The organism is Komagataeibacter kakiaceti JCM 25156 (assembly GCF_000613305.1).
Window position 1 is genome coordinate 1 of the sequence record NZ_BAIO01000804.1, and the last position, 736, is coordinate 736.

At 67.0% G+C, this 736-nt stretch carries 1 protein-coding gene; it reads right to left on the reverse strand.

Going from position 1 to position 736, the window contains the following annotated elements; all coding sequences use genetic code 11:
- A partial coding sequence (locus JCM25156_RS26380; RefSeq protein WP_034961416.1) for a DEAD/DEAH box helicase occupies positions 1-736 on the reverse strand: 736 nt, incomplete at both ends.

Sequence of the window (736 nt, forward strand, 5' to 3'; positions counted from 1 at the left end):
GCGCGCGTGATCGCGCGCCTTCCGCGCCAAGCAGCCAGCGGCGCAGTTCCGCCGCTTCCAGCCCCGACAGTTCCAGCGCGAAGGCGCTGTCGGCCGCCTGTGCGATATGATGGCCTTCATCCATGATGTAGCGGGTGGGCGTATGATCCTCGTTACTGGTGTCCGAGCCATCCAGCGCGTGCCATGCCGCCTGCGACATGACCAGCGCATGATTGGCGATGACCAGATCCGCCGTCCGGGCGCGGCGGATGGAATGTTCCACCAGACATTGCTGGTAATGCGGGCACGCGCCATGAATGCATTCGCCGCGCCGGTCGGCGATGCCGGTCAGAAGCCCCCGGCCGAACAGGTCCGCGAACCAGCCCGGCAGGTCTCCGCCGTACAGGTCGCCATCATGCGTATGGGCCGCCCATAGCGCGATGAGCGCCAGCCCGATCAGGCTCCCATCCGCCGCCTGCCCGCGTGAGAGGGCGATGTTCACGCTCTCCTCCATATTCAGCAGGCACAGGTAATTCTCCCGCCCCTTGCGCACCACCACATGGCTGCGGCGCTGGACGGGATCGGGAAACAGCCGGGCGAGTTCGGATTCAATCTGGCGTTGCAGGTGGCGGGTATAGGTGCTGATCCAGACCGCGCCGCCATTGCGGCGTGACCAGATGCTGGCGGGCGCGACATAGCCAAGGGTCTTGCCCGTGCCGGTCCCGGCCTCCGCCAGCACCATGTGCGGGTCGCCCTG